At 53.1% G+C, this 26,424-nt stretch carries 20 protein-coding genes; 14 read left to right on the forward strand and 6 right to left on the reverse strand.

The features are described from left to right. Positions 1-158: 158 nt before the first annotated feature. Entirely contained in the window at positions 159-1,385 is a 1,227-nt protein-coding gene (locus ABIC79_RS17220) for an MFS transporter (protein ID WP_013573533.1), read from the forward strand. Here ABIC79_RS17220 and ABIC79_RS17225 read toward each other — a convergent pair. From ABIC79_RS17225 to ABIC79_RS17235, 3 genes are all read right to left on the reverse strand, one after another. Beyond that, on the reverse strand, positions 1,382-1,891 hold the full coding sequence (locus ABIC79_RS17225) for a GNAT family N-acetyltransferase (protein WP_013573534.1): 510 nt from the start codon (positions 1,889-1,891) through the stop codon (positions 1,382-1,384). The genes ABIC79_RS17220 and ABIC79_RS17225 overlap by 4 nt on opposite strands. A 425-nt stretch (positions 1,892-2,316) precedes the next feature. Continuing rightward, the gene (locus tag ABIC79_RS17230) at positions 2,317-4,167 is read right to left on the reverse strand and encodes a putative phage tail protein (protein ID WP_354567929.1); all 1,851 of its coding nucleotides are present in this window, start codon (positions 4,165-4,167) and stop codon (positions 2,317-2,319) included. A gap of 42 nt (positions 4,168-4,209) precedes the next feature. Beyond that, a complete protein-coding gene (locus tag ABIC79_RS17235) occupies positions 4,210-6,306 on the reverse strand; it encodes a hypothetical protein (protein WP_354567931.1) in 2,097 nt (698 codons plus the stop codon). Positions 6,307-6,543: 237 nt separating this feature from the next. Here ABIC79_RS17235 and ABIC79_RS17240 point away from each other — a divergent pair, with 237 nt between their 5' ends. Next, positions 6,544-7,239 (forward strand): pirin family protein, encoded by a 696-nt coding sequence (locus tag ABIC79_RS17240; protein WP_013573537.1) that lies wholly within the window; start codon positions 6,544-6,546, stop codon positions 7,237-7,239. A 64-nt stretch (positions 7,240-7,303) separates the two neighbouring features. On the opposite strand, the gene ABIC79_RS17245 is transcribed toward ABIC79_RS17240, so the two are convergent. Continuing rightward, a complete protein-coding gene (locus ABIC79_RS17245; protein ID WP_354567934.1) occupies positions 7,304-10,012 on the reverse strand; it encodes an autotransporter family protein in 2,709 nt (902 codons plus the stop codon). A gap of 400 nt (positions 10,013-10,412) precedes the next feature. Between ABIC79_RS17245 and ABIC79_RS17250 the strand changes: the two genes are divergently transcribed. From ABIC79_RS17250 to gntR, 5 genes are all read left to right on the forward strand, one after another. Then, positions 10,413-10,736 carry a PTS sugar transporter subunit IIB gene (locus tag ABIC79_RS17250; RefSeq protein WP_013573539.1) on the forward strand — a complete coding sequence of 108 codons (324 nt, stop codon included), beginning with the start codon at positions 10,413-10,415 and terminating at the stop codon, positions 10,734-10,736. Next, positions 10,733-12,061 carry a PTS cellobiose transporter subunit IIC gene (locus tag ABIC79_RS17255; protein WP_013573540.1) on the forward strand — a complete coding sequence of 443 codons (1,329 nt, stop codon included), beginning with the start codon at positions 10,733-10,735 and terminating at the stop codon, positions 12,059-12,061. Before ABIC79_RS17250 ends, ABIC79_RS17255 begins: the two co-directional genes overlap by 4 nt. Positions 12,062-12,114: 53 nt before the next feature. Next, complete coding sequence (gene gmuD, locus ABIC79_RS17260) at positions 12,115-13,497, forward strand: 6-phospho-beta-glucosidase GmuD (RefSeq protein ID WP_013573541.1); 1,383 nt, start codon at positions 12,115-12,117, stop codon at positions 13,495-13,497. 13 nt (positions 13,498-13,510) lie between these two features. Continuing rightward, positions 13,511-14,428 carry a LacI family DNA-binding transcriptional regulator gene (locus tag ABIC79_RS17265; protein ID WP_112151944.1) on the forward strand — a complete coding sequence of 306 codons (918 nt, stop codon included), beginning with the start codon at positions 13,511-13,513 and terminating at the stop codon, positions 14,426-14,428. Positions 14,429-14,533: 105 nt separating this feature from the next. Beyond that, the gene (gntR, locus tag ABIC79_RS17270; RefSeq protein WP_014411484.1) at positions 14,534-15,529 is read left to right on the forward strand and encodes a gluconate operon transcriptional repressor GntR; all 996 of its coding nucleotides are present in this window, start codon (positions 14,534-14,536) and stop codon (positions 15,527-15,529) included. A 144-nt stretch (positions 15,530-15,673) separates the two neighbouring features. Here gntR and ABIC79_RS17275 read toward each other — a convergent pair whose 3' ends face one another. Next, a complete protein-coding gene (locus ABIC79_RS17275) occupies positions 15,674-16,189 on the reverse strand; it encodes a gluconokinase (protein ID WP_013573544.1) in 516 nt (171 codons plus the stop codon). Positions 16,190-16,435: 246 nt separating this feature from the next. Between ABIC79_RS17275 and gntT the strand changes: the two genes are divergently transcribed. From gntT to nadS, 3 genes are all read left to right on the forward strand, one after another. Beyond that, positions 16,436-17,752, forward strand: a complete 1,317-nt coding sequence (gene gntT, locus ABIC79_RS17280) for a gluconate transporter (protein ID WP_013573545.1) — start codon at positions 16,436-16,438, stop codon at positions 17,750-17,752. Between the two features lie 131 nt (positions 17,753-17,883). Next, positions 17,884-18,207 carry a type II toxin-antitoxin system RelE/ParE family toxin gene (locus ABIC79_RS17285; protein WP_014411485.1) on the forward strand — a complete coding sequence of 108 codons (324 nt, stop codon included), beginning with the start codon at positions 17,884-17,886 and terminating at the stop codon, positions 18,205-18,207. Between the two features lie 15 nt (positions 18,208-18,222). After that, entirely contained in the window at positions 18,223-18,513 is a 291-nt protein-coding gene (gene nadS, locus ABIC79_RS17290) for a NadS family protein (RefSeq protein WP_013573547.1), read from the forward strand. Positions 18,514-18,567: 54 nt separating this feature from the next. On the opposite strand, the gene ABIC79_RS17295 is transcribed toward nadS, so the two are convergent. Then, positions 18,568-19,161, reverse strand: a complete 594-nt coding sequence (locus ABIC79_RS17295) for a YhgN family NAAT transporter (RefSeq protein WP_013573548.1) — start codon at positions 19,159-19,161, stop codon at positions 18,568-18,570. A 210-nt stretch (positions 19,162-19,371) separates the two neighbouring features. On the opposite strand from ABIC79_RS17295, the gene asd reads away from it, so the two are divergent. The 4 genes from asd to glgC all read left to right on the forward strand — a co-directional run bounded on the left by asd (position 19,372) and on the right by glgC (position 26,390). Further along, positions 19,372-20,475: an aspartate-semialdehyde dehydrogenase gene (gene asd, locus ABIC79_RS17300; protein WP_014411486.1), complete on the forward strand. Its 1,104-nt coding sequence runs from the start codon at positions 19,372-19,374 to the stop codon at positions 20,473-20,475. Between the two features lie 412 nt (positions 20,476-20,887). Next, positions 20,888-23,071, forward strand: a complete 2,184-nt coding sequence (glgB, locus tag ABIC79_RS17305) for a 1,4-alpha-glucan branching protein GlgB (RefSeq protein WP_013573550.1) — start codon at positions 20,888-20,890, stop codon at positions 23,069-23,071. Continuing rightward, a complete protein-coding gene (gene glgX, locus ABIC79_RS17310) occupies positions 23,071-25,095 on the forward strand; it encodes a glycogen debranching protein GlgX (RefSeq protein ID WP_112151943.1) in 2,025 nt (674 codons plus the stop codon). The genes glgB and glgX overlap by 1 nt, the downstream gene beginning before the upstream one ends. Before the next feature lie 17 nt (positions 25,096-25,112). Continuing rightward, complete coding sequence (glgC, locus tag ABIC79_RS17315) at positions 25,113-26,390, forward strand: glucose-1-phosphate adenylyltransferase (RefSeq protein WP_013573552.1); 1,278 nt, start codon at positions 25,113-25,115, stop codon at positions 26,388-26,390. Positions 26,391-26,424: the final 34 nt, after the last annotated feature.

Raw genomic sequence — 26,424 nt, forward strand, 5'->3', positions numbered from 1 at the left:
CGCATGACAGTGATGTGTCACTTTGATGGCAGTACGGGGAAGCCTGAGTAAAACAACGGTTCAATTTGTTGCGAAAGCAAGCCATTGCTAATAAAGTCAAACACTCATTTACGGCTTCGTAACATGCCAGAACCCTTTTTTGTGAGACGCGACTTTCCATGCCTGACGCTGCTTCGCCCGACCTGACTGCCACCAGTCCGTCAAAGACCACGCTGCGAATTCTCTCGATTCTGGTGTTCAATTTTGCCAACTATCTGACCATCGGCCTGCCACTGGCGATCCTGCCGGGTTATGTACATGAGCATCTCGGCTACAGTGCTTTCTGGGCGGGACTGGTCATCAGCCTGCAATATTTCGCGACGCTGCTGAGCCGCCCTTATGCCGGGCGTTATGCGGATAAAGTCGGGCCAAAAAGGGTGGTGATATTCGGGCTGAGCGGCTGCCTGCTCAGCGGCGTGTTCTATCTGCTGGCACTGGGATTTGACGCCACACCGGCGGTCAGTCTGGCGTTGTTATGTCTTGGCCGCGTGATGCTCGGTGCCGGGCAAAGTTTTGCCGGAACCGGTTCGACGCTGTGGGGCATCAGCGTGGTCGGCTCCCTGCATATCGGCAAAGTGATTTCATGGAGCGGGGTGGTCACTTACGGTGCGATGGCGATCGGTGCGCCACTCGGTGTGCTGATTTTCAGTTTCGGCGGCCTGACGCTGTTGTCGGTGTGCATCATTTTGGTGGCGCTGACGGCGCTCATCACCGCGTGGCGCAAGCCGCCGGTGGTCACAAAAGCCCCGGCGCAAATCCCGTTCCGCCAGGTGCTGGGGAAAATATTGCCTTATGGCATGATGCTGGCGCTGGCGTCCACCGGCTTTGGGGTGATTGCCACCTTCATCACCCTGTTTTATGCCGCAAAAGGCTGGCCGGGCGCGGCATTTTCCCTGACATTCTTCAGTGTGGCCTTTGTCGGCATGCGGCTGTTATTGCCCAACAGCATCAACCGTTTTGGCGGATTGCGTGTGGCGCTGGCCTGTTTTGTGGTGGAGATTGCCGGGCTGATTATGGTGTTTTTCGCCCCGACGGCGTGGGCAGCAATGGCCGGTGCTTTCATTACCGGTGTGGGTTTCTCGCTGGTCTATCCGGCGCTGGGCGTGGTGGCAGTCAAAAAGTTGCCGCAGGAAAATCAGGGCAGCGCGCTGGCGACCTATTCGGCATTTCTTGATTTATCTCTGGGGATTACCGGCCCGCTGGCCGGTGTGCTGATGGCGCAGGCTGGCATTGATGCGATTTATCTTGGCTCGGCGCTGCTGGTGCTGATGGCGCTGGCGCTGGTCGTCCGGTTGCTGTTACGTCAGCCTCCGGCTGAAACCAGCGCCTCCGTCAGTGCTGATTAAACCGGTTGCCGTACGCCACGGATGCGCCCCATATGCAGCGTATCCACCAGTTCGCCGTCGCGCATTGCGTAGCTCGGGCTGAGGCCTTCAACGCTGAAACCGAACTTTTTGTACAGCCCGATTGCGGCATCATTATCGGCATAAACCGTCAGCTCGACGCGGATCACGTGCAACCATTTGTCACACAACTCAAGGGCAGCAGCGATCAGCTTACTGCCGACACCTTTTCCCTGAAATTGCGTATCCACACCAATACCGAAAGTCGCCACATGGCGGCGTCGCCACGGCTGCTCAACCATCAGGGTGAGATTGCCCACCAGTTTGCCGTCGATACACGCAACCAGCGCGAACCGGCCGGGTGCGGCATTGGCAAGGCGGTCTTCCCATAGCGTGGCGGGTGGATAAGGGAGTTGCAGGGTGTCGCTGTAAACAGGAACCTGAGCGTATAGGTGTTGAAGCGCCTCTGCATCTGCGGCTTCAGCGTGACGAATGACTATTTCGCTCATGGCGACACTCCTCTTTTTGTGGTTACTGTTTGAATATCCTCTACATTTATCAGGAATAGGAAAACTGTCAATCGAATGTTTGGTGAAAAAAACGCTTTACAAGTGCGAATGATAATGATTATTATTGCCATGCGTTCCGGGGATGGCCTCACACCAAGGTCAAACGGGTCCCCATGAATGCACGACATTGCTCACATTGCTTCCAGTATTACTTAGCCAGCCGGGTGCTGGCTTTTTTTTCTTCATATTTTGAGCTGTGGATGCGTTGGCTGCGCTCGCTCACCCCGGTCACATACTTGTGTATGCTCCCGGGGATTCGCTTGCTGGCCGCCTGCCCACAACTCAAACTATTTCGAAAAACTCCTTTATATCTTCTCCACAACTCAAACTATTTCTAAAAACACGTTAATTAGAAGAATCCCGCGTCAGGCAAGAATCATATTCTGCTGCCATATCACCCGATCTCCGGCGGGTGGTTGGGCGATGACGGTGCTGCCGGATAAACGGTTATTAAGGAACATCAGTGAGCTGGCGGGTTGTGCGGCGACGTCGGTGAAGTCGAACGTTGCCTGCGTCAGGGTTGAGGAAAGAATATCGATTTGCTTTGGCGCAGTGCCGGAAAGCGTGAAGCCGACCTGATTAAACTGCGATGCCTGAACCGACAGTGTGGAAGATTTCAGCGTGAGCGGTGCAAATTCGGTGGTGGCATTAAACGTACAGCGGACAAAATTCACCGGCGCCGTGCTGTCAAATGAATGCCCGTTGATGTCATTAAATACCGTATCGGTAAAGGTGATGGCGGCAGTGACGTTGCTTTGTACTACCGGCGCGCCGTCCTCCTGCAGGGAAAACTGACACTGACGAATAACGTTCGGGCGCGCAGCGCGTTGCGATGCCTGGCTGATAATCAGGGTGCGGTCAGCGGTACAGCCGGTCATCTGCAAACCGTCGGCATTCACCCACAACATCCCGGACTGCGGGATAGTCTCGTTGGTGATCACCACCAGATCTTCCAGCGTCAGTTCACTCACGCCGGAGCGGGCGACAAACCACGGACAGACGTGCTTACGTACATTGATACGTTTGGCGCTGCCTCCCCAGGTGGCACCGGAATTGGCAAAGGTCATCAGGCCGGAATTGCCGGTATAGGTGAGATCATGTTCGTACTGACCGTGAGTCACGAACGGGCCTTTTTCCGCGCTCTGTCCGCTGGCGTGACAATTCTCGACCAGGCAATATGCCGACGCCGTGAAATCATTTAAATGCCGCGCGTTCGCCACGCTGCAATCACTGACATGTCCATACAGACAATAGATTTGCTGTGTCAGATATCCGGCACCGCCAAAGGCGGTGTTCGGCGGATTAATGAGAGAGCACTGCTGCGTCAGATAATGGGTATTCCAGCGGCGCATCACCACCGGCCAGAACGAGCCCGTCGAATGGATCCCTTCGACATTGGTGTAAACACCGTATTCGAACGCCACCGGATGGCTGCCGCTGATCTGATCAGCCCCCGCCCCGAAGAACTGCATATTTTTGATGGTGACGAATGCGACCGGTTCGACTTTCTGCCAGCTGATCACCCTGCCAGCCAGCAGTTCCCAGCCGTTGTAATAGCCAATCTGAATATGCGTGCTGTCAGGAATCGCGATGATTTCCACCAGCTTTTGCAGCTCGCGTTCCGCCGCGCCTTTCACCGGTGCAACCTGCACTGCATACCAGTCGCCCACGCTGAACAGTGACGAATCCGCGACCGGGAAAATATCCGTTTGCTCCTGCAACGTTTCAGTCAGCGTGAAGGAGACGGGGGTGCCGGTCACCGTGCCCCGGAAGAACAGTACGGCGGCAAACGGGTCATTGACCGGTGCGCTGGCAATGCCGGTGGTGAAAACCCGGTTGTTCTGGAAATCCAGGGTGATGTCTGAGCGTGAGAAACGATGGCGGCGCTGAAAAAGCAAATCTGAAAAAGCGAAGATCTGGCTGATGGCCGGGTCATTGACTAATGCATCCAGCGCATCGTCGGCGGGTTGATCAGCATTGAGAATACCGAAAGTGCGGAAATCGCCCACGCCCTGATGGATAAGCAGCCAGCGTCCGGTGTCCGAGTGGTCAGAAGGGATGACTGTGCCGTTATTGGCGGGCAGAACGCAGTTTTTGTCCCAGTGATAATGACCGCCGCCGCCGTCACCGGCCTGAAAATAACCATTAACGAAGACATTATGATCCAGACGTATTTTATGATTCTTCAGCGCGGATACAGAATTGAACGTTTTCATGGTGAATCCTTTTAAGGCTCAGAGGTGAGCCACTTTATTTTGTTATATCTCCGTATTTTCAACCACAATATGCGGCCCTGTACTGGCTGGCACAACGGATCGGGTATTTATCATGATATTGTTCTGTTCAATAAAATAAGACGGACGGGAAAATGCCTTATCTGTGAATAACCGCTTACCGTGCGTGAATGTCACGTGATGCGCCTGATAATGATTAATACCGGCGGTAATGTGAATATGAAGCTGATCGTCACCGGTCACTTCAGTTTGCATTGGGCCTAATCGCCAGGTCACAGGATGTTCGCCGGTCCGTGAAAGTAAAGGCCGGGAGGCCTGATCACTGGACAGTGTGGAATCACCATTAATAACGATTTTCTGAGGTTCATCAGCCGTTAAAATAAGGGACACATTTTCAAGACGGCAGGCGTTAAAGTTAACTTCTTTATTTTTAATTAACAGCGAAACATCTTTGTCCGTTCCTTTAAACTGGCAATGGGAAAAATACAGCAGCGAATGGCCATTAATGGAATTCCGGGCTTCGGCAGCAGGATGAGAAACAATAAACGGGTCATCCGGCGCGAGGTTACTGATAGTGGAATCATGGCGAGGATCCAGTACGAACCCGCAGTTTTCGAATACGTTCATTTTGATACTGCGCTGACTGTTTTGCAGTAATGTCAGTTCTCCGCTGAGGCTGCAGTTTTGCACCGTCAGTCCGTCGCAATTCAGGCGCAATATGCCGAGATTATCCTGTTCCACACTCCGGTAAATGTGCACATCCGTTAAGGTCAGATCAGTAACGTGCGTGTCGGCTGTCAGCATAGAACAATGGTGCTGGTTGATGACAATACGTGCCGCCGACTGTCCCCAGGGTTTGCCGGAATTGGCCAGTGTCAGGATGCCGGAGTTGGCCGTAAAATGCAGATCATGTTCATACTGACCGTGCGTGACGAAAGCACCGGAACTGTCACCGTTGCTGTGACAGTGCTTTACCACGCAGGAAGAGCTGGCGGTGAAATCGTTAAGATGCCGGGCATTGGATGCCGTACAGTCCGTAATCACGCCATACTGACAGTAAATTTGCTGAGTCAGATAGCCTGCGCCGCCCCAGGAAACCGAAGGTGGATTAGTCAGCGAGCATTGTTCGGTGCGAAAGAAGGTATTCCAGCGACGGAAAATGACTGACCAGAATGTCCCCTGAGCATGAACATTCAGAACATCGCAATAAATGGCATATTCGAAGGCGACCGGCTGGGAACTGCTATTAGCCAGCTGCCCCTCTGCGAAATAATGCATGTTTTGAATACAGACATTTTCAACCGGCGTGACTTTGCGCCAGTGCAGTTGGCTTTGGGCGTCCAGCGCCCAGCCGCTTCTGTAATTGAGCCGGATATGCGTTTCATCAATCTGTTCTGTCACCTGCACCAGTCGTTGTATTTTGCGTTCCCAGTGGCCGGAGACTTTGTCCGATTCCAGGCAATACCACTGGCCGACAGGATATAAGCTGCTGTCATCTACCGGATAGATTTCTGACAATAAAGGCAAAGGATCCCTGAGAAGGGATATTGATGTTTTTTCTTCTGCTATTCCCCTGAAAAAGAAAATAGCGGAGAGGTAATTATTTTTGGCATCTGCCAGGGTTTCCAGTCCTGTCGCGGTCACTGTCTGGCCATTAAAATCGAGGGTGATATTCGAACGGTTAAAGCGATGGCGCGACATGAAATTCAGCGAGGTATGTGCTTCAATCCGGTGAATAAGCGGATCACTGATCATCGCCTTCAGTGCCGCATCTGCAGCATTTTGTCGGTTAACTATACCAAACTGACGAAAATCCATGACGCCGTTATGTAATTGCAACCAGCGGCCTTTAGCGGATTTTAACGAGGAAATAACGGTGCCCTGATTGGTCTCTTTCTCACTGTTCGCATCCCAGTAAACCAGTTTTGGCGCACCATCTCCGGCAAAGTAATATCCCAAAACCATCGCGCAGGTCCGGTCAGCAGGCGCAGGGAGGTTTCTTAACGCCATAATGTTGCTCGCGCTAATCATTTTATCCGGATTAATTTCAACGGCTTTAAATAATCCCGCCGACACTACACCACCGGTTATTCCCGCGATCAACTCGCGGCGGTTAATCATGATAATTTCCGGAAACAGATGTCACATTAATTTACCTTAAGGAGTTTCTTCTTTGAGTATTGTACCGATGGGTAATTAAGCAACCTGTACAAGAACAATTTACCTCAACCTTCCTCAAATCCTTTGGATTGAGTCACCTGCATTTGTTCATATTTTTTGAACAGAGGGGTGAAGTTTTTACGCTTTCTTATTCTCAGGCGTTGACTAGACTAGAGAAAACATTGAGGAGAGTTGAACATGATCTATTTACGTCAGGCACAAGAACGCGGTCACGCCAGTCACGGCTGGCTGGAAAGCTGGCACACCTTCTCTTTCGCCGATTATTACGATGCACAATTCATGGGATTCTCCGCACTGCGGGTGATCAATGAAGACTTTATCGATGAAGGACAGGGTTTTGGTAAGCATCCGCATAAAGACATGGAAATTCTGACCTATGTGCTGGAAGGCACCGTGGAACATCAGGACAGCATGGGCAATAAAGAACAGATCCAGGCGGGGGAATTCCAGATTATGAGCGCCGGGACCGGGGTGACACACTCTGAATACAACGGTAACAGCGACCGTAAACTGCACCTTTATCAGATCTGGATTATCCCGAATCAAAAAGGGCTGGAACCGCGTTACGAACAGCGTATGTTCGATGCGCCGCAGGGTCGTCAGTTAGTGCTTTCACCGGATGCCCGCGACGGTTCGCTGAAAGTGTTCCAGGATATGGAGTTGTCCCGCTGGGCGCTGAAAAAAGATGAACAGTCGGTTTATCAGATTCAGGCTGACCGCCGCGTGTGGATCCAGGTGGTAAAAGGCACCGTGTCCATCAACGGTAAGAAAGCCGGGCAGAGTGATGCGCTGGCGATCTGGGATGAAACGGCATTGTCCGTTCACGCAGAGGAAGACAGCGAAATTCTGCTGTTTGACCTGCCGCCAGTCTGATCATGGTGAAGTCAAAAGCAAAAGGCGGTGCTCCGGCATCGCCTTTTTTTGCATCATTCATTCGTCATTTGAAGCTGACATTAATACCGATATTGCCCCGGTAACCTTCCTGTTTTCCGTCAAAGCCACGCTGATAATTCACGCTGGTGTAAAACGATGCATTTTTACTCAATGGCGCCGTGATCCCGCCACCTGCTTTCCAGGCGCTTTGCGAGAAATCAGGCGAAATCTCAGTGCTGCCGATGGTGACGGCGGGCGCATCGCTGAGCGTCGATATCGCGTCGATATTCAGGTATGGCGTAATGTTGGGCTGATCTACCTGAGGCTGATGAGAAAGCCGCAAACCGCCGCGTGCCTGTACGCTGTTGTCGGCGGTTTTCGCTACCGCGGCAATACCGTCATTGAACCCTCTCATATGCAGATACTGATAAATCACCTGCGCCTGGGGTTCGAGCCTCCAGCTTTGGGTTATTGCAAAGGGAATGCCGCTTTCCGCTGAAAGCGCCACGCCGTAGCCGTCCTGTTTAGCTTCCGTTTCACTCTGGAATTCGGTGTGGTAATCGGTGACTTGCCCGACGAAATCCAGATACGCGCCGCTGTCGGTCTTCACGGTGTAATAGCCGCCAATGCCGTAAGCATCGGTAGACACATCTCCGGTATCGGTGGATTCACCGACCAGCCCGCGGGCGCTGTCCGAGCTGCTGGTTTTCTGATCCCCCAGCGAAATCATCACCCCGGCATGCACATTATTCCCGCGCGGTGTCTCATCCTGATACAAATCCTTGCCGATCTGGATATAACGAATGTCGCTGTCAAAACTGAAGCGACCTACATCATAATTATCATGCGATCCGCCGACGCGTGCCCATGTGCCATCCTGAGCACGTTTGACGCTATCGCCGGTACGTTCGTGATAAGACCCCATTGAGCTAAAGCCGTACTGCCGGTTAAGGAAGGGCGCGGCAATGTAACCCACGACATCCGTCCGGTAGGCGATCACCGGTTTAGGTGTGGGTGCAGGTTGCGGTGTGGGCTCCGGTGTCGGGTCAGGATCAGGCACTGGTTCCGGCGGCGGCACCGGTTCGAGCCAGGTGCGCAGATACCAGTCTTTTGGCGACGTACTGCCGCCTTTATAGAGATAATAATCGTATGCCCCCGCACTGACTTTTCTCAGCAATTTCAGCGACGATGTGTCATCCCCATCCACCTGCACCAGACGGATCCCGTCGCCTGTCGTCAGCGCACCATTGCCCCCGGCATTGCGCACCAGCACCCCAAAATTGCCGCTGGCGTTACCCTGAACATGCAGTAAATCGGTGGGGGAATTATCGCTGCCCAGTTGCGTGTTGAAATTCAGGGCACCGTTGCCGGAAAGCGTGCTGGCGGTAAGTGTGTGGAATGCCCCCTGCTGCGGTTGGGTGAAGTTCATCAGGCTGTTATCGAGCGATAAATCCCCGAGCACGGAATCGCCAGTCAGATTCCACGCGGACTGATTATTCAGCGCCAGTGAATGGAGGTTTTGCACCGAGCCGGTCAGCACGGAGGCATCCAGTGTGACATCGGTTTTCGCCGTCGTCGCATTGATAATATTGCCGATAATCTGGCTTTTGCCGCTGACATTCACCGTACTGATGCCGTTATCGGCAAAGGTCATGGCCGCGTTAATACCGACAATGCGAGCGGCGTTTTCGATGATCACTTGCGCATTACCGTTGTAAATCTTGCTGATGCCGATATTGCCGCTGTTTATGGTCGCGTTATCAATGCGAACGTTTTGCCACTGATCGTCTGTCATGGGGGCGCCGCTCAGTGACAGGCCGACGGAGGCATTGCCCGGTGTGGAAATAAGCAGTTCATTTTCCAGAATCAGGTTGTTAGCGCCGAGGAATGTTATGCCGTTAGTGGACGTCGCCTTCGTGGTAATGGATCCGCCGTTGATCCGTACATTGCTGTCGTTTTCCAGCATCACGCCGTTGCCATATTGCCCGGAGGTGTGGATGTCGACATTCTTCATTTGTAAATTACCGAATGACAATATCACGGCATTGCTCTGATCTTTCTCTGTGATGATGGTTCCGCGATCATAAGTGACATTTGAGAAGCGGTCAGCGGACCCGTCGATACTTATCCCCTGGCGAACCTGAGATAAAATTGACGTATTCAGTAATGTGGCATCGGCATTGTTGATGGCTATTGCCGAACTGCTGGACATTCCCGAAAGATGATTAACAGCCAGCCCGGTGGCATTCAGCGTGGCGCCATTATTCACCTCAACGGCATTATCCGCATTATTGGCGTTAATTGTGGTATTAATCATATTCGCGGTGGCGTTATTATTAATCACCACTGCCGCACTGTTAGAATTAAGGGTCGCGTCGTTGATATTTAAAACACTGCCTGCATCTTGTATCGTCACCGCATGGGAAATTTCCCCGGATTGACTGTTGTGATTAATCACGGAATCTTTCCCGATATTAATGACACCGCCATTTTGCGCGACAAGCGAGGAGCCAAGCTGGCTGCCGGAAGCGTTGAACGTGTTAGCCAGGAACGTCAGTTCTGCGCCGTTATTGACCATAATGCCATATTTTATCAACGGGTTATCGGCGACAATATTTTCGTTATCCTTGGTGGATAAGGTCAGCTTTTGATTGTTCGTCAGCAGCAGTGGCAGGGTGTAATTTGCCGCACTGGCGCTCATGACGGCAATATTGGGCAGGCAACACGCCAGCAGAATACATCGTGTAATTTTACAGGTGTTAAACGCCGGCATCAGGCATTCCTTAAAGATAATAAGCGGTGAATGCCGGACAATGTATTGATTAATTTCCCACCGACAAAATCATTCCATATCAATTTTTAACATCACATAGTGCGTGATATTAATCAGGTCTTATTTTGATTTTTGACGGTTTTAAATATCCTGCTGATGAGTAATTTAATCCCTCCGTGATAATTGTTATCTGGTTTTTCCTGTAGCGTGAGTTTCTTACTGCGCGAATGAAAAATGCGCAAAATGTGAAACGTTTCACATTGCCGGACAATCACCGTGAAATTTTATGAACAGGTTCGCACATTTTCCCTGAAGCCATGGAAACCGGTTTCCATAAAGCCTCAAATACCCTCAACAGGCTAAAAAGGGCAGAACATTAATCATCTCGGAGTGAAGCAAAATGAAAAGAATCATGCTTTGTTGTTCGGCGGGGATGTCGACCAGTTTGTTGGTGCGCAAGATGAAAGAAGTGGCGGCGGAACGCGGAGAAGAGGTGCAGATTGATGCATTCGGTGCCAGCGAGTTTGATGAAAAATTCCGTGATTATCAGGTGGTACTGCTCGGACCTCAGGTGCGTTACATGCAGGCTGATTTATCTGCCAGAGCGGCAGAATTCAACATTCCGGTCGAAACCATCAACATGATGGATTACGGCATGCAGCGCGGCGATAACGTGCTCGACTTCGCTTACGGCCTGATCGCACAGGAAGGAAGCCGCGTATGAGTGGCCTTTATCAGGCGATGGTTAACGTCATCGAAAAACACATCACGCCCCTGGCGGGCAGCGTTGGCCAGCAGCGGCATGTGATCGCCATCCGCGACGGCTTTATCGCTGCGCTGCCTTTTATGATTATCGGTTCGTTCATGCTGGTCTTTATTTTCCCGCCATTCTCGCCGGATACCACCATGGGATTTGCGCGCGGGTGGCTGGATCTGTCGCTGAAATACCGCGAGCAGCTGATGTTGCCGTGGTATCTGAGCATGGGCGTGATGACGTTTTTTATTTCGGTAGGCATTGGCGCAAGCCTCGGCAAACACTACAAGCTTGATCCGATCATGACCGGTTTACTGGCGTTTATGGCGTTTCTGCTGGTGGCTGCGCCGTATCATGACAAACAAATCTCGACGCAGTATTTCTCCGGCGAAGGCATTTTCACCGCGATCCTGACGGCGATTTATGCCGCCGAAGTGTATGCGCTGCTCAAGCGCCGCAATATCACCATCCGCCTGCCGAAAGAAGTGCCGACCGGCGTGGCGCGCTCGTTTGAAATTCTGATCCCGGTGGTGGCGATTGTCGCCACGCTGCACCCGCTGAACCTGTTTATTCAGTCCACCACCGGCATGATTATTCCGGAAGCCATCATGCATTTGCTGGCACCGCTGGTTTCTGCGTCGGATTCCCTGCCAGCGATTTTGATTTCAGTGTTTATCTGTCAGGTACTGTGGTTTGCGGGGATTCATGGCGCGCTGATTGTCACCGGCATCATGAACCCGTTCTGGATGACCAATCTGGCACTCAACCAGACGGCGTTGCAGGCCGGTGCGCCATTGCCACACATTTATCTGCAAGGATTCTGGGATCACTATCTGTTAATTGGCGGCGTGGGGTCGACCTTACCGCTGGCGATTTTATTGCTGTGCAGCAAGGCCGTGCACCTGCGCACCATTGGCCGGATGGGGGTGGTGCCGAGCTTCTTTAACATCAATGAACCGATCCTGTTTGGCACGCCAATTATCATGAATCCGGTATTCTTCCTGCCGTTTACGCTGGTGCCGATGCTGAACGCTATTTTTGCTTACACCGCCACCAAACTCGGCTGGGTCGCGCAGGTGGTCTCGCTCACACCCTGGACAACGCCTGCGCCAATCGGTGCGTCATGGGCCGCAAACTGGGCATTCAGCCCGGTAATTATGTGCCTGTTCTGTATGGTGTTATCAGCCGTTATGTACTATCCGTTCCTGAAAGCCTATGAACGTACGTTGCTGAAACAGGAAGCGGAAAAAGCCCTGGCACAGACGGCGGGCAATGCCGTGCCGGCAAACAGCTAAACAGTCAAATAATTCAGTTAAAAACGTAAAGCTAACGGACAGCGAGGATGACGATGAAATACGCATTTCCAAAAGAATTCTGGTGGGGCAGTGCCAGTTCAGCGCCGCAGACGGAAGGTGAAACCCTGAGCCACGGAAAAAGCGCGACGGTGTGGGATCACTGGTATTCACAACAGCCGACGCGCTTTCACAATGACGTCGGTCCGCAGGATACCTCGACGTTTTACAAAAACTGGCGCGAAGATATCGCGCTGCTGAAACAGCTCAATCACAACACCTTCCGCACCTCGATTTCCTGGGCGCGTTTGATCCCCAACGGGCGTGGTGAAGTGAATCAGGAAGCGGTCACGTTTTATAACCAGGTGATCGACGAAATGCTGGCGCAGGGCGTACAGCCGTTTATCAATCTGTTCCACTTTGATATGCCGATGGCGATGCAGGAACTCGGCGGCTGGGAAAACCGGGACGTCGTGCAGGCTTACGCAAAATACGCCGATACCTGTTTCGAGCTGTTCGGTGACCGCGTGAAGCATTGGTTTACGTTCAACGAACCGGTGGTGCCGGTGGAAGGCGGTTATTTGTATGATTTCCATTACCCGAACGTGGTGGATTTCAAACGGGCTGCCACCGTGGCGTATCACACTATGCTGGCCCATTCGCTGGCAGTGAAGGCCTATCGCGCCCGCAATTCTGGCGGTGAAATCGGCATTATTCTTAACCTTACGCCGTCTTATCCGCGGTCACAGAATCCGGCTGACCTGAAAGCCGCTAACATTGCGGACCTGATGTTTAACCGCAGCTTCCTCGATCCGGCGCTGCGCGGTGAATATCCGCAGGAACTGGTGGAATTGCTGAACAAATACGATCAGCTTCCGGCCTGCCAGCAGGGCGATAAAGCACTGCTGCAACAGGGTGTGGTGGATTTACTCGGCATCAACTATTACCAGCCGCGCCGTATTCAGTGCCGCGACAGTATGGTTAATCCGGAAAGTCCGTTTATGCCGGAATGGTTCTTCGATAACTATGTCATGCCGGGACGTAAAATGAACCCGCACCGTGGCTGGGAAATCTACGAGCAGGGCATTTACGATATTCTGACCAATCTGCGTGAAAACTACGGTAATCCGCGCTGTTTCATTTCCGAAAACGGCATGGGTGTGGAAAATGAACTGCGCTTTGAACAGGCGGGGCGGATTGATGATGATTACCGCATCGAGTTTGTCAGCGGGCACCTGAAATGGCTGCACCGCGCCTTGCAGGAAGGCAGTGGTTGTCTGGGTTATCACATGTGGACATTTATTGATTGCTGGTCATGGATGAATGCCTATAAAAACCGGTATGGTTTCATCCAGCTGGATCTGGAAACGCAGAAGCGTACGGTGAAGAAAAGCGGCGAATGGTTCGCGGCGGTGTCTAAAAATAACGGTTTCGATTAACACAAGGAAAGACATGGCAAACATTAACGACGTTTCGCGGCTGGCGAAGGTGTCGAAAGCGACGGTGTCCCGTGTCCTGAGTGGCAGCCGCGGTGTCAAAGAAGAAAGCCGCCTGGCTGTGATGCAGGCGGTGGAAACACTGCAATATAAACCGAGCGTGATTGCGCAGTCGCTGTCCACGCAGTCTACCGGTTGTATCGGCGTGATTTGTGCGACCGAAAACATCAATCAGTCCACCGGTTATCTCCACGCGCTGGAAAAAGAGTTGCGGCTGAATCAGAAGTATCTGCTGCTGCGCTTTGCCACCGACGCAGCGAGCCTGACGCATTCCGTAGCTGAAATTGGCCGCGGTCTGTGCGACGCGATGATTGTGATCGGTGCGCGTTTTCCTTTGCCGAAACTTCCTGAAAACGTGATCACCATTGATTGTCTGGATGCGGATTCAGCACGCAGCATTCACTTTGACCGCAGCTTTGCCGCCGAAACTGCCTGCCAGTATGTGCTCAAACAAGGGCGCCGGCAGATTGCCCTGATCAACGCGGAAAACAGCGAAACCGCCGGACAAATCTTGCAGGGATATCATCTGGCACTGGAGAAGTTCCTGCTGCCTTACGACCGGCGGCTGGAGCACAGCGGCGCAGATGCGCTGACGAAACTGCTGGCACAGAACGTGCCGTTCAATGCGCTGCTGGTGCCGGACGATGCCACCGCGCAGGATGCACTCCGTCAGCTCGCCCTGCACGGGCGCGCCGTGCCTGAAAATGTGATGGTGTTCAGTCTCGACAGTACGCTGCCACCGGGCGTTTCTGCTGTTCCGGCGATTGCCTATCCGCTGGAAACCCTGGCACAACGCGCGATGGCGCTGCTGACCGGCCAGCTCTCAGCGAACCTCAGCGCACCGGTTCGCGGGCAGCTTTCCCTGCCTTCCTGATAAACCTCTCATGTCGCGCAGCAACGGATATCCGCCTGCGCGATTGTTTGCTAACATCACGCTCTGATCCCTTAACCTTTTCAGCGGCCCATCTCTTTGATGAATATGAAGAAAAAAAGACCCGTACTCCAGGATGTTGCCGACAAGGTGGGCGTCACCAAAATGACGGTCAGCCGTTATTTGCGTAACCCTGAACAGGTTTCCGGCGCGTTGCAGGAAAAAATCTCTGCGGCGCTCGACGAGCTGGGCTACATCCCCAACCGCGCACCGGACATTCTTTCTAACGCTAAAAGCCGCGCCATCGGTGTGCTGCTGCCGTCGCTGACCAACCAGGTGTTTGCGGAAGTGCTGCGCGGCATCGAAAGCGTGACTGATATCCACGGTTATCAGACCATGCTGGCGCACTACGGCTACAGCCAGGAGCGCGAAGAACAGCGTCTGACTTCACTGCTTTCCTACAATATCGACGGACTGATTTTGTCCGAACGCCATCACACCGCGCGTACGCTGAAGATGATTGAAGTGGCCGGTATTCCGGTGGTGGAGATGATGGACTGTGTGTCGCCGTGTGTGGATCTGGCGGTCGGCTTCAACAACTTCGAAGCCGCGCGGCAGATGACGCAACAAATTATCGCGCGCGGCCATCGTCATGTGGTGTATTTCGGCGCTCGTCAGGATGAGCGAACCATTATCAAACAGCAGGGTTACGAACAGGCGATGCGTGAATCCGGTCTGGAGCCTTACAGTGTGATGACCAGCCGTTCTTCCAGTTACAGTGGCGGCGCGGAATTACTGCGTCAGGCGCAAAAAGACTGGCCACAAATCGACAGTATTTTCTGTACCAACGATGACCTCGCGGCGGGCGCATTTTTTGAATGTCAGCGCCAGGGGCTGAAAATCCCTTCACAAATGGCGATTGCCGGTTTTCATGGGCACAACATGGGGCAGGCGATGGAGCCACCACTCGCCAGCGTGCTGACACCGCGCGAAAGAATGGGGCAAATCTCCGCCGAACGTCTGCTGGCGAGACTTCGCGGCGAAGAAGTGGTGCCGAGAATGGTGGATGTAGGGTTTACGATTTCTGCGGGTGGAAGTATTTGATTTGTTGAGCCTGGTTTACTTGCCACTTTGAATCCGGGTGGTGCTCGTCCTCCTCACGTACTACGTGTACGCTCCGGGGCCTGTGCTCCATCCGAATCCAAATTGGCTGCGCCACCGACGGCTCACCTGTGGCTTTTTAAAGTCTTACTTCTGTACCGTCTTCAAAGCCGCGATACAGCGATCTACCACACCTTCAAACTTGTGATCGATATTCACGCGCAACACATCCGGTTCGTCTTCGCCCGGTTCTTCGAGCGCATCGAACTGGCTGCGCAGTAAATCGGTCGGCATGAAATGTCCGGCACGCGCTTTAAGGCGCTCGGCGATCACTTCAAAACTGCCTTTCATGTAGATGAACACCATGCCTTCGTTGTCTTTACGCAGGGCGTCACGGTAGCGACGCTTCAGTGCAGAACAGACAATGATGCCGGTTTCATTTTTATGGCGCAGGCTGTAAGCCGCGTCGTTGAGACGCAATAACCACGGCGCGCGGTCATCGTCGTTCAGTGGCGTGCCGCTGGCCATCTTTTGAATATTGGCGCGGGGATGAAGATCATCGCCGTCGATAAATTTCGCGTTAATTTCACGGGCCAGTGCCGCGCCGACGGTGGATTTACCGCTGCCTGACACGCCCATCAGAATGATGCTTTGTCCTGCCATAAGTATGATCTCTATCCCAAAATGAACATTTTGACTGCGTAGTGAGTCCTAATATTACCATGTTACCGGTATCATGATACCGGTAACAAATGGAGATGTGACTAATATCACAAAGGAATGCACTGCTGTTTTAGCGGTCGCGGTCTGTACCCGTAGCACTGTTAATTCCTACAACATCTTGAAAATTAAAAACAATGCTTCACCCGGTTTTTAGTCATACCCGGGTGACAGCGTGAGGGGAAGAATATGCCATTAGTTATTGTAGCGGTGGGTGTCGCACTGCTGTTGTTACTTATGATCCGATTTAAGCTTAATGGCTTCATTGCACTGATTCTTGTCGCGCTGGCGGTGGGGATTATGCAGGGAATGCCGGTCGATAAAGTTATCACCTCGATCAAAAACGGGGTGGGTGGGACGCTTGGCAGTCTTGCGCTGATCATGGGCTTCGGTGCCATGCTCGGTAAAATGCTGGCGGATTGCGGTGGCGCACAACGTATCGCGACCACCCTTATCGAAAAGTTTGGCCGTGAGCACATTCAGTGGGCGATCGTGCTGACAGGTTTCATCGTCGGGTTTGCCCTGTTCTATGAAGTCGGTTTCGTGCTGATGTTACCACTGGTCTTCACTGTGGCCGCGGCGGCGCGTTTACCATTGCTGTATGTCGGGGTTCCGATGGCGGCCGCGTTATCCGTTACACACGGGTTCCTGCCTCCGCACCCTGGTCCGACGGCGATTGCGACGATTTTCCATGCGGATATGGGTAAAACACTGCTGTTTGGTTCACTGCTGGCGGTGCCGACGGTGATTCTGGCAGGGCCGGTGTATGCGCGCTTCCTGAAAGGTATCGACAAACCGGTGCCTGAAGGTCTGTTTAACCCGAAAACCTTCACGGAAGAAGAGATGCCGGGCTTTGGCGTCAGCGTCGCGACTTCACTGGTGCCGGTTATTCTGATGGCATTCCGCGCACTTTGCGAAATGATCCTGCCGAAAGGGCATCCGGTGCTGGCGTATGCTGAATTCTTCGGCGACCCGGTGATGGCAACGCTGATTGCGGTGCTGATCGCTATCTTCACTTTCGGTCTGAACCGTGGCCGTAAGATGGAAGATGTGATGGCAACTGTGACCGATTCCATCAAAATTATCGCGATGATGTTGTTAATCATCGGCGGTGGCGGTGCGTTTAAACAGGTGCTGGTGGACAGCGGTATTGAAAAATACATTGCAGCTCTGATGGACGGCAGCACGCTCTCGCCAATCCTGCTGGCCTGGTCCATTGCGGCGGTTCTGCGTATCGCATTGGGGTCTGCTACCGTGGCAGCGATTACTGCGGGCGGTATTGCCGCGCCACTGATCGCCACCACGGGCGTCAGCCCTGAACTGATGGTGATCGCCGTCGGTTCCGGCAGCGTGATTTTCTCGCACGTCAACGATCCGGGCTTCTGGTTGTTCAAGGAATATTTCAACCTGAGCATTGTCGAAACCTTCAAATCCTGGTCTGTGCTGGAAACCATCATTTCCCTGTGCGGTCTGGCGGGATGTCTGCTGTTGTCGATGGTCGTCTGACGACAAATTGTTAGCATATAAAAGGCGAGCCGCGTGGCTCGCCTTTTTCGTTTCTGACGAGAAAAACCTCGCGTTGAACTCTTACCCTGTGAGAGTATTATTCAGCCATCTTGAGTCATGGAATGAGTCATATGGAATATCTGGAGTTTATCGAAACCCCGACCTTTAGCCGCAAATGCAAAGAGCTGCTGACTGAGGAGGAATATCGCCAGTTTCAGGAATACCTCACCCATTATCCCGACGCAGGGGCTTTGATTGTCGGCACCGGTGGATGCAGAAAAATCCGCTGGGGTCATCAAAGGCGTGGAAAAAGTGCGGGTGTGCGGGCGATTTATTATTACCTGTGCGCTGACGGTCAGATTTTCATGCTGCTGGTTTATCCGAAGAGTGAGAAAGATTCACTGACGGAAAGCGAAAAATTGATTTTGAAAAACATTGTACGAAGTCTGTCATGACACAGGAGATAGACCATGACGAAAGAATTCTTTGAAGAATTGCGACAATCCGCTGAAGAGATGGTCGCTATCCATAAAGGCGAAATGACACCTGCGCATATCACGCGTGTTGCCATGCCCGAAGTAAAACAAATCCGTACAAAGGCGGGAATTAAGCAGGATGAATTTGCCCGACTGCTCGGTGTATCTCCTTCGCTGGTGCAGGCGTGGGAACAACAAAAGCGTTTGCCGAATGGCGCTGCGCTGAAATTATTGAAAATGCTCGAACTGAATCCGCAAATTATCCAGACGCTTAAAACGATTTAAAACAGATGTAAAAAAGGCGAGACGCGTGGCTCGCCTTTTTCGTTTTTTCTGCCGCTAAATCTTCAGATACGCCCTGATCCCATCAAGGAACATCTGTGTTGAGAGCATCACCAGAATCAGGCCCATCAGGCGTTCGAGGGCGCTGACGCCTTTGTCGCCGAGCAGGCGCAGGAACAGGTTCGACAGCAGAAGGATCGCCATCGACATGCCCCAGGCGATAAACAGCGCCAGCGTGAGATGACTCATCTGATTCGGGTACTGGTGCGAAAGCAGCATCAGCGTCGCGAGAATCGACGGGCCAGCAACCAGCGGGATGGCCATCGGTACGAGGAAGGGTTCTTCACCGGCTGGCAGGCCGCTGCTGCTTTTCTCTTCTGACGGGAAAATCATTTTGATAGCAATCAGGAACAGAATAATACCGCCGGAAATCGACACGGTTTCGGTACGTAAATTCAGGAACGACAGGATTTTTTCCCCGGCGAACAGGAAGATCAGCATCAGGATCAGTGCGATCAGCATTTCGCGGATTAACACGACCCGGCGACGTTTCGGGTCGAGATGTTTTAAAACCGACATAAAAATCGGTAAGTTGCCCAGCGGATCCATAATTAAAAACAGCAAAATGGTTGCTGAAATCATTTCGGTCATGACTACCTCAGAAAAAATGCCTGTTATAAGTTGCGCTGCTATTAAAAGCTGCACTATTGATTAAATTCACTTGCCACTTCTACTACATTTTGTAAGGTGGTAGACCAGCGCGTTAACGGGGCACAGTGCATCAAAACAGGCACTAACTTAGTGCAAACGCGCGTTCAAGCCGTTTTAAGCAGTTATCACCCTCAGGGCAGGACAGATATTATGAAAAATGTAGGTTTCGTTGGCTGGCGCGGGATGGTCGGTTCTGTACTCATGCAACGCATGATTGAAGAACGCGATTTCGACGCTATCCGTCCGGTATTCTTCTCCACCTCTCAGCACGGTCAGGCCGCGCCTTCTTTCACAGGTCAGTCCGGAACCTTGCAGGATGCCTATGATCTGGACGCTCTGAGCGCGCTGGACATTATCATCACCTGTCAGGGCGGCGATTATACCAATGAAATCTATCCTAAGCTGCGTGAAATCGGTTGGTCTGGCTACTGGATTGACGCAGCATCCTCTCTGAGAATGGAAGATGACGCGATAATCATCCTTGACCCGGTGAACAGCGCAGTGATCCATCAGGGCATCGACAAAGGCATTAAAACCTTTGTGGGCGGTAACTGTACCGTCAGCCTGATGCTGATGTCGCTCGGCGGCCTGTTTGCGAATGACCTGATCGAGTGGGCGTCTGTTGCCACGTACCAGGCAGCTTCCGGTGGCGGTGCGCGTCATATGCGTGAACTGCTGACCCAGATGGGTATGCTGCATAGCAGCGTGTCGAAAGAGCTGGAAAACCCGGCGTCCGCCATTCTGGACATCGAACGTAAAGTGACCGCGCTGACCCGCAGCGGTACGTTGCCAACCGATAACTTCGGTGTTCCGCTGGCGGGCGGTCTGATCCCGTGGATCGACAAACAGCTCGATAACGGCCAGACCAAAGAAGAATGGAAAGGTCAGGCGGAAACCAACAAAATTCTCGGCTCTTCCAGCATTATTCCGGTGGATGGCCTGTGTGTTCGTATCGGCGCGCTGCGTTGTCACAGCCAGGCTTTCACGCTGAAATTGAAACAAGACGTGTCAATTCCGGAAATCGAACAGATGCTGGCTTCGCATAATGACTGGGTTCGCGTGATCCCAAATGACCGCGAACTGTCGATGCGTGAACTGACGCCAGCGGCTGTCACCGGCACCATGAACACACCGGTCGGCCGTCTGCGTAAACTGAATATGGGCCCGCAATATCTGTCTGCATTCACCGTGGGTGATCAGCTGCTGTGGGGCGCGGCAGAGCCTTTACGCCGCATGCTGCGTATTCTTCTCTAACGCGATGCAATATTGAAAACTGCCCTGTTTTCTTTGTAAAGATTTCCCTGCGGGACACCAGCACGGTGTCCCGTTTTTGATTCTGTCATCAATCACTTCACCGTTTATCCGCCTTTTTCCAGCGCAACTCTCTGTATTTCATTTTGCGAAAAATTCATCGGTTTCTTCCCGCTGATTTTTCGAACCTTTGTCTATGCTTAGTAGAAGAGCTATGCCTCTTTGAGAAGCTGAAATAAGCACTTATTTGGAAATTGTGAGCGTAAGCGTCATCGCGCACTTTTTGGCAAAACCGAAACACAGCCGGATCACAAAGCGGCGATAAAAAGGGGAGCACACTGGGATCACGTTTCGTATTGAATACCTGAATGATTTTATTGGATTTATTGATTTAATTAATCATAGGACGAAATACATGTCTGTACTTCCCGATCAGCACGTCATTAACCAAATTATATCTGGCCACTACGCTGATCCTTTTTCTCTTTTGGGTATGCATTCTGTGGCCGCCGGGCTGGAAGTGCGTGCCCTGTTGCCGGATGCGGATCAGGTCTGGGTTATTGATGTAGAAAAAGGTAAACAGGTGGCGGAACTGCGTCGTTACGATGATCGTGGTTTCTTTGTCGGCCTGATCCCGCGGCGTAAAAATGCCTTTCGTTACAAGCTGGAAGTCCGCTGGGGCGAGAATCTGCATGTGATTGACGATCCGTACCGGTTCGGCACATTGTTGCAGGAACTGGATATCTGGTTGTTGGCGGAAGGCACGCACCTGCGGCCATACGAAAAACTCGGCGCACATCTGCAAACGCTGGATGACGTCGAGGGTGTCAGTTTTGCCGTCTGGGCACCGAACGCCACGCGGGTTTCCGTCGTGGGTGAATTCAACTTCTGGGACGGCCGCCGACACCCGATGCGCCAGCGCCGTGAAAATGGTATCTGGGAACTCTTCATTCCCGCCGTCCGCGAAGGTCAACTGTATAAATTCGAAATTATCGACTGCCGCGGGCATGTCAGCCTGCGCGCCGACCCTTATGCTTTTGAGGCGCAGATGCGTCCGGATACTGCCTCGTGCGTGCGTAAATTACCGGATGTTGTGCCGCATTCAGAAAGCCGAAAGAAAGCCAATGCGCTGAATCAGCCGGTTTCCGTGTATGAAGTGCACCTGGGTTCCTGGCGTCGTCATACCGATGATAATTTCTGGCTCAGCTATGGTGAACTGGCCGAGCAATTAGTCTCATATGCCAAATGGATGGGTTTTACGCACATCGAACTGATGCCGGTCAACGAACATCCGTTCGACGGGAGCTGGGGTTATCAGCCGCTTGGCATGTATGCGCCGACCCGTCGTTTCGGCACGCCGATGGAATTCAAAGCCTTTGTCGATGCCGCGCATAACGCCGGGCTGAACGTCATTCTCGACTGGGTGCCGGGACATTTTCCGAGCGACACCTATGGTTTAGCGCAGTTTGACGGCACCGCGCTGTACGAATATGCCGATCCCCGTGAAGGTTATCATCAGGACTGGAACACGCTGATTTATAACTATGGCCGCCATGAAGTGCGTAACTATCTGGCAGGCAATGGTTTTTACTGGATTGAACGGTTTGGCATTGACGGCCTGCGTGTCGATGCGGTGGCTTCCATGATTTACCGCGATTACAGCCGTAAAGCCGGGGAGTGGATCCCGAATTATTACGGTGGCCGCGAAAACCTCGAAGCCATTTCCTTCCTGAAATACACCAACCAGACCATTGGTCGTGAACTCGGCGGTGCGGTGACGCTGGCGGAAGAATCGACCGATTATCCCGGCGTCACCATGCCGCCGGATGCTAACGGGCTGGGTTTCCATTACAAGTGGAATATGGGCTGGATGCACGATTCCCTGACCTATATGCAGCTTGATCCGGTTCACCGCAAATATCATCACAACCTCATGACATTCGGCGTGCTTTACGCTTACAGCGAGAACTTTATATTGCCGCTGTCCCACGACGAAGTGGTACACGGTAAAAAATCCTTGCTGGATAAAATGCCCGGCGATGTGTGGCAGAAGTTCGCCAACCTGCGCGCTTACTACGGCTTTATGTGGGCACATCCGGGTAAGAAACTGCTGTTTATGGGCAATGAATTTGCGCAGGGGCGTGAGTGGAATTTTGACGCCAGCCTCGACTGGCATCTGCTTGACGATCCAAGCGGCTGGCACAGCGGCGTACAACATCTGGTACGCGACCTGAACCAGACCTATCAGGCCAATGCGCCGTTGTATGAGCTCGATTACAACCCGCGCGGTTTCGAATGGCTGGTGGTCGACGATCACGAAAACTCGATTTTCGCCTTTGCCCGCCGTGACGAAAATGGCGGTGAAGTGATCGTCATCAGTAACTTTACGCCGGTTCCGCGTGAGCATTATCGCATAGGCATCAGTCAGCCTGGGCGTTATCACGAAATCCTCAATACCGATTCGCATTTTTACCGTGGCAGTAATGTCGGCAACGGTTGCGATATTTACAGTGAAAATATTGGCCATCATCAGCGTGACCATTCGATCAGCGTGACTATTCCGCCGCTGGCGACGGTTTATTTGCGAAGGGAGGCGTAATGAAACAGCTCGGTCCCGGTCTGCCCGCACCTTTTGGTGCGCATCTCAGAGATAGTGGCGTCAATTTTTGCCTGTACTCTGCACATGCGGAAAAAGTGGAACTCTGTCTTTTTGATGAGACCGGCAGCGAGCAACATTTGCCTTTGACCGGGCGCACCGGCCATCTCTGGCATGGATTTGTGCCGGGGCTGAAAGCCGGACAACGCTACGGCTACCGGGTTTACGGACCGTTCGACCCGAAAAAGGGTCACCGGTTTAACCCGAAGAAAGTGCTGATCGACCCGAGCGCACGTGCGATTGACGGCGTACTGCTCGACAACGCACGGTTCACCGGCGGCACCGATGCGCCCGACGATAAAGACAGCGCCGTGGTTGCGCCGAAATCCGTGGTGGTCGCCGGAAATTTCGACTGGGGTGATGATCAACCGCCCGCGAAACCCTGGGGTGAAACGGTGATTTACGAGGCGCATGTGCGCGGCCTCACTCGCCAGCATCCCCATATTCCGGCAGCCCTTCGCGGCACCTATGCCGGGCTGGCGCATCCGGTGATGCTTGAATATTTGCAGCATCTGGGCGTCACCGCGATAGAACTTTTGCCGGTGCAGCATCATGCCGACGAACCACGCCTGCAACACCTTGGACTGAGTAATTACTGGGGCTACAACGTGCTGGCACCGTGCGCGGTTGAACCGCGTTACGCCAGCGGGCTGGGCGGTGTATCGGCGCTGAATGAATTTAAATCGGCGGTTAAAGCACTGCATCAGGCGGGTATTGAAGTGATCCTCGATGTGGTGTTCAACCACAGCGCTGAGCTGGATATCGACGGGCCGTTTATTTCGTTTCGTGGCATTGATAACGCCAGCGGGTACTGGCTTAACGACGACGGTTCCGACAACAACATGACCGGCTGCGGCAACACGATACGGCTGATGGACGAGGACATGATCGCCTGGACCCTCGATTGCCTGCATTACTGGGTACGTGAATGTCATGTTGACGGCTTCCGTTTTGATTTAGCGACAGTTCTCGGCCGAACGCCGGAATTCACCGCACAATCGCCGTTGTTCCTGGCCATTAAACACGATGACATCCTCTCGAAAATCAAACTGATTGCCGAGCCGTGGGATATCGGGGCCGGGGGCTATCAGCTCGGAAATTTCCCCGCACCCTTTGCCGAATGGAGTGATGTGTGGCGCGACGATATGCGCCAGTTCTGGCTGCATGGCGATCTTTCTCTGGGGCAGTTTGCCGGGCGTTTTGCCGCCTCCGCCGACAAGTTCAACCCCGCGCAGCGTGAGCCTTACGCCTGCATCAACATGCTGACGGCGCACGACGGCTTCACGTTGCGCGATCTCGTCAGTTTTAACCAGAAACATAACCAGGCCAACGGTGAAGAAAATCGCGACGGCCATAACGAAAATTTCAGCCAAAACCACGGTGAAGAAGGGCTTGCGGCGTCTGAAGGCGTATTACAGCAGCGCCGTCTCAGCCAGCGTGCCTTGCTGGCGACGCTCTGTTTGTCACAGGGCACGCCGATGTTGCTGGCCGGTGATGAACTCGGCAACAGCCAGTCGGGCAACAACAATGCCTACTGTCAGGACAATCCGCTGACCTGGCTTGACTGGGAGAACGCCGATGAAAGCCTGACAGCCTATACCTGCGCGCTGATTGCGTTGCGCCGGAAAATTCCGGCACTGACGCAAAACCGCTGGTGGCAGGAAGGCAGCGATGACGTGCAATGGCTGAATCAACAGGGGCAACCGATGAGCCCCGGCGACTGGGAGCAGGGGCCGCAGCAGTGGCTGCAAATCTGCCTGTCACAGCGCTGGTTGGTTATCGTTAATGCCTCGCTGCACGAGGTGGATTTGCACCTGCCGCCGGGAAACTGGCAGCCAGTGGCACCGTTCAACAGCGTGCTTTTTGATGAGGAACCCCGGCGTGTCATGGAAGGCTCGCAATGGCGGGCAGCAGCAAAAACCCTCTGTGTCCTACAAGATTTCACTTCACAGAGCCGGTCATTATAAAAACAAAGGAGTCAGATATGGCGACATTAGATAACCGGGACCCGGTCATGCTGGCAAGGCAGTTGCCGCTGAAATCCGTGGCATTAATCCTTGCCGGGGGCCGTGGTTCAAGACTGAAAGATTTAACCGCAACCCGGGCAAAACCCGCCGTTCACTTTGGCGGAAAATTCCGCATCATTGATTTCGCCCTGTCAAATTGCCTGAACTCCGGCATTCGTCGCATCGGCGTGATTACACAATATCAGTCACACACGCTGGTTCAGCATATCCAGCGCGGCTGGTCTTTCCTTAACGAAGAAATGAACGAATTCGTGGATTTACTTCCGGCGCAGCAACGCCACAGCACCGAGCACTGGTACAAAGGTACCGCCGATGCGGTTTATCAGAATCTGGATATCATCCGCCGCTATAACGCCGAGTTTGTGGTGATCCTGGCGGGTGATCATATCTACAAGATGGACTACTCGCGGATGCTGATCGACCACGTGCAGAAGGGCGGTGAATGTACCGTCGCCTGCCTGGAAGTGCCGCGCACCGAGGCCAGTGAATTCGGTGTTATCGGCGTCACTGAGGATTATCACATCACCAGTTTCGTCGAAAAACCCAAAGACCCGCCGCCGATGCCCGGCAATCCCGATATGGCGCTGGCGAGCATGGGCATCTACATTTTTAATGCAGACTATCTGTTTCGCATGCTCGAAGAAGACATGGCGAGTGAAGAGTCGAGCCACGATTTCGGCAAAGACCTGATCCCGAAACTGACCCGTCAGGGCGTCGCCCGCGCGCATCCGTTTGGTCTTTCCTGCGTCACGCAAAACGATGAAGCGCCGCCGTACTGGCGTGATGTCGGCACGCTCGATGCCTACTGGCGCGCTAATCTGGATCTGGCTTCTGTCACGCCGGAACTGGATATGTACGACCGCGACTGGCCGATCCGTACCCACATGGAGCCGCTTCCGCCCGCCAAATTTGTACAGGATCGCTCAGGCAGCCACGGCATGACCATGAATTCGCTGGTGGCCGGTGGCGTGATTGTTTCCGGTTCGGTGGTGGTGCATTCCGTGCTGTTCCCGCGGGTACGCGTCAACTCTTTCTGCAATATCGATTCGGCCATCATCCTGCCGGATGTGAATGTGGGGCGTTCATGCCGTCTGCGCAAATGCGTCATTGACCGCGCTTGTCAGATCCCTGAAGGCATGGTGATTGGTGAGAATGCCGATGAAGACAGCCGCCGTTTCTACCGTTCGGAAGGTGGCGTGGTGCTGGTGACCCGCGCAATGCTGGCGAAACTATAAACAGACGATAGAAGTACGACTTTTCGTCATCCCG

It is taken from the genome of Rahnella sp. 2050 (assembly GCF_040544515.1).
Classification (GTDB): domain Bacteria; phylum Pseudomonadota; class Gammaproteobacteria; order Enterobacterales; family Enterobacteriaceae; genus Rahnella; species Rahnella aceris.

Excerpts from the sequence above, each read along its gene's own strand:
- ABIC79_RS17220 (WP_013573533.1), top strand. The coding sequence starts at position 159 with ATGCCTGACGCTGCTTCGCCCGACCTGACTGCCACCAGTCCGTCAAAG.
- gntT (WP_013573545.1), top strand. The coding sequence starts at position 16,436 with ATGCCATTAGTTATTGTAGCGGTGGGTGTCGCACTGCTGTTGTTACTT.
- glgB (WP_013573550.1), top strand. The coding sequence starts at position 20,888 with ATGTCTGTACTTCCCGATCAGCACGTCATTAACCAAATTATATCTGGC.
- ABIC79_RS17250 (WP_013573539.1), top strand. The coding sequence starts at position 10,413 with ATGAAAAGAATCATGCTTTGTTGTTCGGCGGGGATGTCGACCAGTTTG.
- gmuD (WP_013573541.1), top strand. The coding sequence starts at position 12,115 with ATGAAATACGCATTTCCAAAAGAATTCTGGTGGGGCAGTGCCAGTTCA.
- ABIC79_RS17265 (WP_112151944.1), top strand. The coding sequence starts at position 13,511 with ATGGCAAACATTAACGACGTTTCGCGGCTGGCGAAGGTGTCGAAAGCG.
- asd (WP_014411486.1), top strand. The coding sequence starts at position 19,372 with ATGAAAAATGTAGGTTTCGTTGGCTGGCGCGGGATGGTCGGTTCTGTA.
- gntR (WP_014411484.1), top strand. The coding sequence starts at position 14,534 with ATGAAGAAAAAAAGACCCGTACTCCAGGATGTTGCCGACAAGGTGGGC.
- ABIC79_RS17225 (WP_013573534.1), bottom strand. The coding sequence starts at position 1,891 with ATGAGCGAAATAGTCATTCGTCACGCTGAAGCCGCAGATGCAGAGGCG.
- glgX (WP_112151943.1), top strand. The coding sequence starts at position 23,071 with ATGAAACAGCTCGGTCCCGGTCTGCCCGCACCTTTTGGTGCGCATCTC.
- ABIC79_RS17255 (WP_013573540.1), top strand. The coding sequence starts at position 10,733 with ATGAGTGGCCTTTATCAGGCGATGGTTAACGTCATCGAAAAACACATC.
- ABIC79_RS17285 (WP_014411485.1), top strand. The coding sequence starts at position 17,884 with ATGGAATATCTGGAGTTTATCGAAACCCCGACCTTTAGCCGCAAATGC.
- ABIC79_RS17240 (WP_013573537.1), top strand. The coding sequence starts at position 6,544 with ATGATCTATTTACGTCAGGCACAAGAACGCGGTCACGCCAGTCACGGC.
- ABIC79_RS17235 (WP_354567931.1), bottom strand. The coding sequence starts at position 6,306 with ATGATTAACCGCCGCGAGTTGATCGCGGGAATAACCGGTGGTGTAGTG.
- ABIC79_RS17230 (WP_354567929.1), bottom strand. The coding sequence starts at position 4,167 with ATGAAAACGTTCAATTCTGTATCCGCGCTGAAGAATCATAAAATACGT.
- ABIC79_RS17275 (WP_013573544.1), bottom strand. The coding sequence starts at position 16,189 with ATGGCAGGACAAAGCATCATTCTGATGGGCGTGTCAGGCAGCGGTAAA.
- glgC (WP_013573552.1), top strand. The coding sequence starts at position 25,113 with ATGGCGACATTAGATAACCGGGACCCGGTCATGCTGGCAAGGCAGTTG.
- ABIC79_RS17295 (WP_013573548.1), bottom strand. The coding sequence starts at position 19,161 with ATGACCGAAATGATTTCAGCAACCATTTTGCTGTTTTTAATTATGGAT.
- nadS (WP_013573547.1), top strand. The coding sequence starts at position 18,223 with ATGACGAAAGAATTCTTTGAAGAATTGCGACAATCCGCTGAAGAGATG.
- ABIC79_RS17245 (WP_354567934.1), bottom strand. The coding sequence starts at position 10,012 with ATGCCGGCGTTTAACACCTGTAAAATTACACGATGTATTCTGCTGGCG.